Source organism: Paraburkholderia sp., from assembly GCF_035501035.1.
GTDB lineage: Bacteria > Pseudomonadota > Gammaproteobacteria > Burkholderiales > Burkholderiaceae > Paraburkholderia.
In genome coordinates, this window is record NZ_DATJWR010000444.1 from 1 (window position 1) to 9,997 (window position 9,997).

General features: G+C 62.8%; 7 protein-coding genes and 1 pseudogene. All 8 read left to right on the forward strand.

The genetic code is table 11. The features are described 5' to 3' along the window. A pseudogene (locus VMJ11_RS31205) lies at nt 1-511 on the forward strand (DNA-directed RNA polymerase subunit beta'); the annotation flags it as partial. A 611-nt stretch (nt 512-1,122) separates the two neighbouring features. After that, entirely contained in the window at nt 1,123-2,394 is a 1,272-nt protein-coding gene (locus VMJ11_RS31210; RefSeq protein WP_325624789.1) for an MASE1 domain-containing protein, read from the forward strand. 3 nt (nt 2,395-2,397) lie between these two features. Continuing rightward, the gene (locus tag VMJ11_RS31215) at nt 2,398-3,924 is read left to right on the forward strand and encodes an acyl-CoA-binding protein (RefSeq protein ID WP_325624790.1); all 1,527 of its coding nucleotides are present in this window, start codon (nt 2,398-2,400) and stop codon (nt 3,922-3,924) included. Between the two features lie 118 nt (nt 3,925-4,042). After that, nucleotides 4,043-6,259, forward strand: coding sequence for a patatin-like phospholipase family protein (locus VMJ11_RS31220; RefSeq protein ID WP_325624798.1), 2,217 nt, complete (start codon nt 4,043-4,045; stop codon nt 6,257-6,259). Nucleotides 6,260-6,397: 138 nt separating this feature from the next. Continuing rightward, on the forward strand, nt 6,398-6,733 hold the full coding sequence (locus VMJ11_RS31225; protein ID WP_325624792.1) for a hypothetical protein: 336 nt from the start codon (nt 6,398-6,400) through the stop codon (nt 6,731-6,733). A 163-nt stretch (nt 6,734-6,896) separates the two neighbouring features. Further along, a complete protein-coding gene (gene recQ, locus VMJ11_RS31230) occupies nt 6,897-8,744 on the forward strand; it encodes a DNA helicase RecQ (protein ID WP_325624794.1) in 1,848 nt (615 codons plus the stop codon). A 289-nt stretch (nt 8,745-9,033) separates the two neighbouring features. Next, complete coding sequence (gene rpsL / locus VMJ11_RS31235) at nt 9,034-9,414, forward strand: 30S ribosomal protein S12 (RefSeq protein WP_124154012.1); 381 nt, start codon at nt 9,034-9,036, stop codon at nt 9,412-9,414. A 212-nt stretch (nt 9,415-9,626) separates the two neighbouring features. Then, nucleotides 9,627-9,997 (forward strand): 30S ribosomal protein S7 (rpsG, locus tag VMJ11_RS31240; protein ID WP_325624797.1); only part of this gene is annotated, 371 nt, incomplete at its 3' end.

The window sequence follows — 9,997 nt, forward strand, 5'->3', positions numbered from 1 at the left end:
CCGTCTGCAGGGCGTGAAGATCAACGACAAGCACATCGAAGTGATCGTGCGTCAGATGCTGCGTCGTGTGCAGATCGTCGACAACGGCGATACGCGCTTCATCCCGGGCGAGCAGGTCGAGCGTTCGGACATGCTGGACGAAAACGACCGTATGAACGCGGACGACAAGCGCCCGGCAACGTACGAGAACGTGCTGCTCGGTATCACTAAGGCGTCGCTTTCGACCGACTCGTTCATCTCGGCGGCATCGTTCCAGGAAACGACCCGCGTGCTGACCGAAGCGGCGATCATGGGCAAGCGCGACGATCTGCGTGGCCTGAAGGAAAACGTGATCGTCGGTCGTCTGATCCCGGCCGGTACCGGCCTCGCGTTCCACAAGGCGCGCAAGGCGAAGGAAACGTCGGATCGCGAGCGTTTCGACCAGATCGCAGCGGAAGAAGCGTTCGAGTTCGGCACGCCGGAAGCCCCGGCCGCGGAGCAGCCGCAACAATCGCACACGACGGACGAGTAAGCGCGGGGCGGCGTATGCCGCCTCTCGCGCTCTTACCTGAATGGCATCGTAAAAGCCGCCCGGTTTTTAACCGGGCGGCTTTTTATTTGTGCGCCCAGCATGGGCGCACTCCTGCGGGTGCAAGTCCCGCCATAAGCTGGTCACAGCGAATGAAGTGAAGCGCAACTGCATGACCCTCGCATACTTCGATCGGCTGGGTGCGCCACGCCTCTCATAACCTCAACCTCCCGAACCGCCCGGTGCGGACCCGCATGCCGGGTGGTGTGGCAGGGGTACGGCCTCATGGCCGTCCCCTATGCCGATTGGTGCGGCCACTTCTGGATGGTCTGGTGATGAAATCGAAAATTATCAATTTCATTACTGGAATATTATTAATATCGATTAATTGTGTATGAATAAGACTATTTGTGTAATTTAGTCCTGATATTTTAAGAATAGTCCTACATTCTTCGGCAATCGACCTATCTATGATCGGCCACTGTCGATGCTTTCATCGTTTCTAGTTCCCAGAAGCCGCATCGACATCTCACTGATTCTCACGATGCGCACGCGCGAATTGCCCGGCGCATCGACTTAACTCCGGCTGTGAAATGGACGTTGAAAATCGTAGGATGCCGCTATCCCATGCGGCATCGTGGCTATGCCTTTATCTTGCAACTGGAGCCCTCTCGGGCCAGTTCAACGTTAATTCCGAAGCGCACGCGCCATATGTCTGGTTGCCTGCGGGCGTCAGTCTGGCGGCCATGTTGCTGTCTCGCGCCACGTCGATTGCTCCGCTAGCGGTCGCCTTCGCGCTGGTCCAGTCCGTTCTGTCTTACCTGGGTGGGCGCGATATTCCGTCGTCGCTCGTGCTTGGCGCGCTGGCGGGTGTCGCCCCGTTGATCGCAGCGACGATCGTGCGCAGGATGCGCGTTCCGCTCGAGGGTTTGCATCTGCTCAAAGCCGTAGTCGTTGCCGCGCTGGTGAGCGCGGTGCTGCTTGGCGGCGGCGGTGCGCTCTACTTCGCGGCGACGAAAGGCATGCCGCTATTCGTGCCGCTGTGCGAATGGAGTGCTGCGATTTTTGTCGGCGTGTGCATCACGCTGCCGCTTCTTGCAGTATGGGCGCAGTTCCGCGCGAAGCGCTCCGCGCAACGCAGTGTGCGTCTCGAACTGGTCGGATATGCCTCTTTCGCCGTGATGGTCGGCGTGACATGGTGGCTCTTCGATAACGCCTCGGCGCATTGGCTGAATGCGGCCGGCATCACATGTCCGCTCTATTTGCCGATGTTCTGTGTCGTCATCGTCTCGATCGTCAGCGGGGCGCGAGGCGGCACGCTTGCCGTCCTCGCGCTGACGTTGATCTCCCTCGGTCATACGGCGCACGGCGATGGGCCGTTCGCGCCGCAATCGGCTACGGTCTCGCTGTCGTTGTTGCAGGCGCAGTTGTACCTCGGCGTATCCGCGATGCTCGTGCTGATCGTGCACGCGTTGCGCGAAGCGGAAGCGCAAGCCTATATCCAGGCCGATCGATGGCGCACGGACCTCGAACTCGCGCTCGCCGGCGGCGGGATGATCGCCTACACGGTCGATTCCGAGACCCAGAGCGTCCAATGGCGAGGCGACGTTTCACGTCTGACCGGCTATCCGGCCGAGGCGCTCTCGACAACCGAAGCCGTGCTCGCGCGCTTGCACCCGCAGGATCGTGAGTGTTTGCGCGCGCGCTGGAATACGTCCGAAGCGCCCCCGCAGCCGGAGCCCGCGCATCTGTCGCTGCGTCTTGCGCATGCGTCGGCGGCGAACGAATGGATCGACCTGGTCGATGCCGGGTCGGCGCTCACGGATGGCAATGGCCGCGTTGCATTCGTGGCCGGCGTGTGGCAGCAGCCGCCTTCGGTGAGGTGAGCCATGGCTGCACGAATTGGCGCGTTGCTCATTCATGGATTGGGCGGCACGCAGTATGACCTGGGCTCCATGCATCGGCATTTGAAACGCTGCGGCATCGAGACCCATTCGCTGACGCTGCCAGGGCATGGCACCACGCCGGAGGACCTGGTAACGGTCAGCGCCGAAATGTGGGTCGAAGCGGTCAGGCAGAAGTACCGCGAGGTCGTGGATCAATACGAGGTTTTTCATGTGATGGGCATGTGCATGGGGGCGCTGCTGGCGACCGCACTGTGCGCAATCGAGCGGCATGGCAAGGGGCGCCTCGTCACGCTCGCGCCGCCGATCTATATCGACGGATGGAGCACGCCCTGGTGGCGCGGTGCGCGTCACGTTGCCTACCGGCTGCCGTTCCTGCCTTCGAAGATGAAGATCGAGGAAGGCGAGCCCTATGGAATCAAGAACGAACTCGTGCGCAGCATCGTCAAGGCGAAATTCGCGCGTGGCGACAATTTCCACTACCGATGGGTGCCGCTCGCCTGCGTGCGCGAGGTGGATCGGCTGCGTCGGCAAGTTATGCGCGACCTGCCGCAGGTCCAGTGTCCGACGCTGGTCGTCCATGCGCGTGAAGACGAGTTGACCAGCCTGAAGTCGGCGGAATTCATCGCGAGCACGGCGCAGGATGCTCGCGTCGTCGTGCTCGAAAACAGCTATCACATGATTTGTGTCGATAACGACCGCGCTCGCGTCGCCAGCAGCGTGCTTGAGTTTTTTGACGTCACCGAACTGGAGTGTGACGACGGTGCGCAAATGCAGCCGTGCACGCCGGCCGAGATTCAATCGCTCGTCGAGCGCTTCACTCAAGGTATGCGCGAGCGATCCTACGAAGCGGTATTCCCCCTGTTTTCCGCCGGTGTCCGCTGGGACCAGCGAGGCTCGAGCCCGGTGGCCCGGGTGTATGGGGACCGCAACGCACTGATCGATCTCTTTTCGCAGTTCGTGACGCTATCCGCGAATACGTTTCGCGTGACCGGTTTCGGCGAACCGGGCTTCGACAGCGACAAGGTGAGTATTCGCATTTTCAGCGAGGCCGAGGCTGCCGGATCGAAGCTTAAGGCAAGCGGTGTTCTCGACATGGAGTTTGGTAACGGCCGGATTTGTGCCGTCAACTACGAGCCGGACGATCGTGCCAGCGAGGACGCTTTCTGGAGCGCGGCTGCCGGGTCGGTCAGCGGCGCCGGTTTACAGGCGGCACAACCGGAGCCTGCTCCGGCGAACGAGTTGCCCGCTGGTGGCGCACTGGACGCGGCATTCGAGAACGCGGTTGCGCAGGTCGGTACCATTTCGCGTCCGCTCGCGCCGTCGGTCATGTTGCGGCTTCGGGCGCTCTACAAGCAGGCGCGTTTCGGCGATGTCGAAGGTGATCGGCCCGGCATGATGGATGTGGTGAGTCGTGCGAAATATGATTCATGGGCCGAGTTGCGCGGCATATCGCGAGCGCGCGCGATGAATCAGTATGTGGCTCTCGCACACAGCCTGGCGAGTGAGTAGCAGCATGTGGCGACGTATTGCATATGCCGCTTTGTTGATGGCGGGAACCTTGCTGGGCCATCCCGCCAACGCGGAAATCACGGGACCGGCGCAAGCGCTGGCGAGCGCCGGGACATCGATGGAATGGGTGGCATCGACGACATCGACGAAAGCATCACGACCGCGCATTTGTCTCGCGCTCTCGGGCGGCGGCGCGCGCGGTTACGCACACCTTGGCGTCCTGAAGGAACTCGAGGCGTTGCATGTACCCGTCGACTGCATCGCGGGGACGAGCATGGGCGCCGTGATTGGCGCGCTCTACGCGAGCGGCATGTCTGCCGATGCGATTGAGCGCGCGCTGTCGAAGCTCGACCTGAGCGATGTCGCCTTCGATCGCGATGCCCGGCCGGAATTGCCCGAGTCGTCGCGCGAGGATGGTTTCAAGTATCCGATCGGCGTGCCGATGGGCTTTGGCGACGGGCGACTGAAACTTTCAAACGGCCTCGTGCAGGGCAACAAGCTCACCGCGTTGTTGCGTACCAATACGGGGCAATATCCCGGTGACATTGACTTCGACCGGTTGCCAATTCCCTTTCGCGCGGTTGCGACCGATCTGGAGACCGGCGAGCGGGTCGTGTTGCACAACGGTTCGCTGCCTCTTGCGGTGCGCGCCAGCATGGCGGTGCCCGGCCTGTTCGCGCCGGCCAGGGTTGACGGCCGTACGCTGATCGACGGCGGCGCTGCCTCGAATCTGCCGATCGACGTCGCGCGGCAGATGGGCGCGGATATCGTGATTGCCGTTGACATCGGCACGCAGCTCAAGCGCGCAGACCAGCTCGACTCGATGGCCGCGGTGACCTCGCAAATGATCCGGCTCATGATGTCGCGCGATGTGGTTGCGCAAAAGGCGACGTTGCGGCCGACGGATATCCTGCTGGAGCCCGAACTCGGCCCGCTCTCGTTCACCGACTTCGGCGCGATGAAAGAGAGTGTCGCGGCCGGTGTGGAGGCGGCCACGCAAAGCGCCGGGCGACTTGCGGCGCTTTCGCCGGGCGAGGCGCAGTATGCGTCCTGGCGCGCGGGTCTGGCGCATGACGCCGCGCTGCCGCCCGATACGCGCATCGACCGCATTGAAATCGCGACGGCCGGGCGTGTGCCGCAAAGCCGGGTCGAGCAGGCGTTGCACCTGAAACCGGGCGACGTCTATGACTCCGCCGAGGTGGACAACGATCTGGCCCGGCTGGTGCAAACCGGTGACTTCGAGAGCGTGTCGCAGACGCTCACCGGGCCGCCGGGCGACCGGGTGTTGCGCGTCGAGGCGAACGAGAAAAGCTGGGGGCCGAATTTTCTGCTGTTCGGCCTGGGTGTGTCGACGAATTTCGACGGCGACGGGGCGTTCACGCTGCAGATCGGTCATCGCCTGCCGTGGATCACGCAAAGCGGTTTGTCGTGGCGCAATGACGTCGTGCTGGGCAGTCGCGACCTTGGCTGGCGTACCGAATTGCGCCAGCCGGTCTTCGGTCAGGTTTATCTCGCGCCTTATGCGTCGATTCGCCGCAATGATGTGAACGTCTATGGGGACAACGATACGAACGGGCGCCCAGTGGCGTCGTATCTGCAACAGGATATGCGCGTGGGCCTGGACATTGGCGTGCCGCTCGGCCATTGGGGCGAGGCCCGCGCGGGTGTGGCGCGGGCGCGCACGTCGTTTCAGCCACGATCGTCGATTCTGGCCCAAGTCGACGAAGGCGATGGCACGGGCGGGTGGCAGATCAGCAAACTGTCGTTTTCGTCGTTGACCCAGACTGTTGCAACTGTCTCGGTCAAGATCGATCAGCTCGACGACCCGGTTTTCCCGCGACATGGCTTCTATGTCGACACCCGCGCCGAGGTGGGGCTCGGCAGCGAAGAGGATAGCTATGACATCGCGCAGGCGCGCGGTTTGTGGGCGGCGAGTCATGGAATCTTCAGCCTGAATGCGGCGTTCGAGGTGGGCGGCCCGACCGGGGGCAAGCGCGACGCGCCTGCCTATGTGTTCAGCCTTGGTGGCTTCCAGCGTCTTTCAGCATATGCGCAGGACCAGTTCAGCGGCGCTTACATTCTGTACGGGCGGCTCACCGGGCTCGCGCAGCTTGCGAAAGGCGGCTCGGGCCCGCTGCGAGGACTGTTCGCAGGCTTAAGCCTCGAAGCCGGCAATGTGTGGAACACCTCGAAAGAGTTCGCCCACGGTCCCTGGCTCAGCAGCACGAGTGTGTTCGTTGGGACGACGACGGCGATCGGTCCGGTGTATTTCGGTGTAGCAGTGGCGCCGCGCGGGGTGCACAACGTCTACTTCCAGTTGGGTAACCGGTTCTGATCTGCTGCGTTACGTCGCAGGGCAGGCGCAATGGCTGCGCGCCGCGAGGATGCGTGCTAACGTAGCGCGCCATGTTTGCCTGCGGACGGTTTTTCGTACGCTGCGCGTGGCTTTTATCCAAATCTGGAGGCGGTAATCATGTGGGTCGTAGGCGCCGGTCTGATCCTGAACCTGGCGGCGTGCATCGCCAATTTTTCGCATCTGCTGCATCACGTCGGGAACGGGCAGGCAGCGTCGTTTTTTGCGACTTTTCTGATCCTGTGGGCGTTTCTGATCATCGGCTTCATCATGCAGCTCGCGGGCAGGGTGAAGCTGGGGGGCGCGCTGCTCACGCTCGGCTCGCTCATCCTCGTCGCTGGCAGCGCCGCGCTGCTGCCGGTGGGGGCGCTCATGCTCGGCTCGGCCATTGCCGGGGGCGTGACGATCGTCGGCGCGATTCGGGTCGCGTGCGGGCACGGCGGCCGCGTCGCCTGAGCGCATCGACTGCGCGCCCTGAACACGTCCGGGGCGCAATCCACATCGGGTTTCTCCGCTTTTTCCCCGGCCGAATGGCCAATCTTCGCGGTAGCGACGGTCAAGGCTCGTCCGGGTTGGTAAAATCCGGGCACGACCTCTGCTCCGTTCGCTCACCGCCTTCATGTCCCGCTCCCTCGAAATCCTCAACGAAGTCTTCGGTTATCCCGTATTTAGAGGGCAGCAAGCCGAGATCGTCGAGCACGTCGCGGCGGGCGGCGATTCGCTGGTGCTCATGCCGACCGGCGGCGGCAAATCGCTCTGCTACCAGATCCCCGCGCTAGTACGGCACGAAGCGGGGCTCGGGGCGGGCATCGTCGTGTCGCCGCTCATCGCGCTCATGCAGGACCAGGTGGCCGCGCTCACGGAAGTCGGCGTGCGCGCAGCGTATCTCAATTCGACGTTGAGCGGCGCGGAAGCCGCTGCTACTGAGCGAGCGCTGCGCGAGGGCGATCTCGATCTGCTCTATGTCGCACCCGAGCGTCTGATGACGCCGCGCTTCCTCGATCTGCTCGAGCGCACGCGCATCGGCCTCTTCGCGATCGACGAGGCGCACTGCGTGTCGCAATGGGGCCACGACTTCCGGCCCGAGTACATCCAGCTCTCGGTGCTGCACGAGCGCTTTCCGGACGTACCGCGCATCGCGCTCACGGCAACCGCCGACGCCATCACGCGCGACGAGATCGTGCATCGCCTCGCGCTCGACGACGCGCGCGTGTTCGTATCGAGCTTCGACCGGCCGAACATCCGCTACCGCATCGTCGAGAAGGACAACGCGCGTACGCAGCTGCTCGACTTTATCCGCGCGGAGCATACGCGCGCCGATGGCACCACGGACGCGGGTGTGGTGTATTGCCTCTCGCGCCGCAAGGTCGAGGAAACGGCGGAGTGGCTGAAGGGGCAGGGGCTGCGTGCGCTGCCGTACCACGCCGGCATGGAATTCGAGGTGCGGCAGAAGCACCAGGAGCTTTTCCAGCGCGAGGAGGGCGTGGTGATGTGCGCCACCATCGCATTCGGCATGGGTATCGACAAGCCGGACGTGCGCTTCGTCGCGCACCTGGATTTGCCCAAGAGCGTGGAAGGCTACTACCAGGAAACCGGCCGCGCGGGCCGCGACGGGCTGGCGGCGAACGCCTGGATGGCCTACGGTCTCGGCGACGTGGTGCAGCAGCGCAAGATGATCGACGAGTCCGAAGCCGACGATCAGCACAAGCGCGTGCAGACAAGCAAGCTCGACGCGCTGCTCGGCCTGTGTGAAACGGCCACGTGCCGGCGTGTGCGTCTGCTGGCTTACTTCGGCGAAGAGAGCAAACCTTGTGGCAACTGCGACACCTGCCTCGAGCCACCCGCCACGTGGGACGCCACGCGCGAAGCGCAAATGGCGCTTTCCTGCGTGTTCCGCGCGCAGCGTGCGAGCGGCTTCAACTTTGGCGCTGGCCACCTGATCGACATTCTGCGTGGCAACCGCACCGAGAAGATCCAGCAGCGCGGGCACGAGAAAATTTCCACGTTCGGTATTGGCTCCGCGCTTTCGGAGCCCGAATGGCGCGCGATTTTCCGCCAGCTGGTGGCGTTCGGCTATCTCACCGTAGACCATGACGGCTACGGCGCGCTCGTGCTGACCGAAGCGAGCAAGGCGGTCTTGAAGGGCGAGCAGCATGTCACGATGCGCCGCTACGTGAAGCCCACGCGCACGCGGACCTCTTCGGGCCGCACGAGCGAGCGCGCTGATCCGACCCTTGGCATGAGCCCGCGTCAGCGCGCGCGCTGGGAGCGCCTGCGCTTGTGGCGCACCGAAACCGCGAAGAGCGAGGGCGTGCCGGCCTACGTCATCTTTCACGACGCCACGCTGGCGGAAATCGCGCGCAACGGCCCGGAATCGGTCGACAAGCTGCGCGACATTCCGGGCATCGGCGCGCGCAAGCTCGAGCGCTTCGGCGAGGAACTCGTCGAGGTCGTCGGCGACGAATAAAGCGTGCGGGCGCCTGCCGGGGCAGTCTGAAAGCCGCCGCAATATCACGACACTAAGACTTCCTCCGTCGTCCGAAATGTTGCAAGCCATTGACTCGCTTGGTCTTTCCGGAATATCATGTTAGGTTCCGGTTCTTGGGATGCCTGCGTTCGTCAGCGCTTGTTGGTCTGGCTGCTGAAAACTGACGTCGGATAGCGAGTTCCGGAGTTCGATCCGCATGCGTTTTCGCTTTGCCCGGAAATAAATGCGTCGATTTTGTTAAATTTCAGGAATAAACCAGGAATAAGCAATGCCAACCATCAATCAACTGGTTCGCAAAGGCCGCGCTTCGGAAGCTTCGAAGAGCAAGAGCCCGGCCCTGCAGGACTGCCCGCAGCGTCGCGGCGTGTGCACCCGCGTGTACACGACGACGCCGAAGAAGCCGAACTCGGCACTCCGTAAGGTCGCCAAGGTTCGCTTGACGAACGGCTTCGAAGTCATTTCGTACATCGGTGGTGAAGGCCACAACCTGCAAGAGCACTCGGTCGTGCTGATTCGCGGCGGCCGTGTGAAGGACTTGCCGGGTGTGCGTTACCACATGGTTCGCGGCTCGCTGGATACCCAGGGCGTCAAGGATCGTAAGCAGGCTCGTTCGAAGTACGGCGCGAAGCGCGCGAAGGCTGCGAAGTAAGAATCAGGTGTCGTCGTGCTCGCGAGAGTGCTGACGATAAAAGCGACAGGTGCCGGATTGGCCGGTGCTGTCGAGTAAGTGGTCACCCGACCAGGCTGGTAAGTCCGGGGATGTAAAACCCGGGATGAATCGGGTTAGTTGGTGGCCGCGGAGCGCAAAGAGATCACCTCGGGATCATCCCGCGCTTCAACTGAAAAGTTAAAGGAAGAAACATGCCGCGTCGTCGCGAAGTCCCCAAGCGGGAAGTGTTGCCGGATCCGAAGTTCGGCAACGTAGATGTAGCCAAGTTCATGAACGTGCTGATGCTCTCCGGCAAGAAGTCGGTTGCCGAGCGTATCGTGTACGGCGCTTTTGAACAGATCCAGACCAAGGGTGGCAAGGACCCGCTGGAAGTGTTCACCGTAGCGCTCAACAACGTCAAGCCGGTGGTCGAAGTGAAGAGCCGCCGCGTTGGTGGTGCGAACTATCAGGTTCCGGTCGAAGTGCGCCCCTCGCGTCGTATGGCATTGGCGATGCGTTGGCTGCGTGAAGCCGCGAAGAAGCGCAGCGAGAAGTCGATGGCCCTGCGTCTGGCAGGTGAACT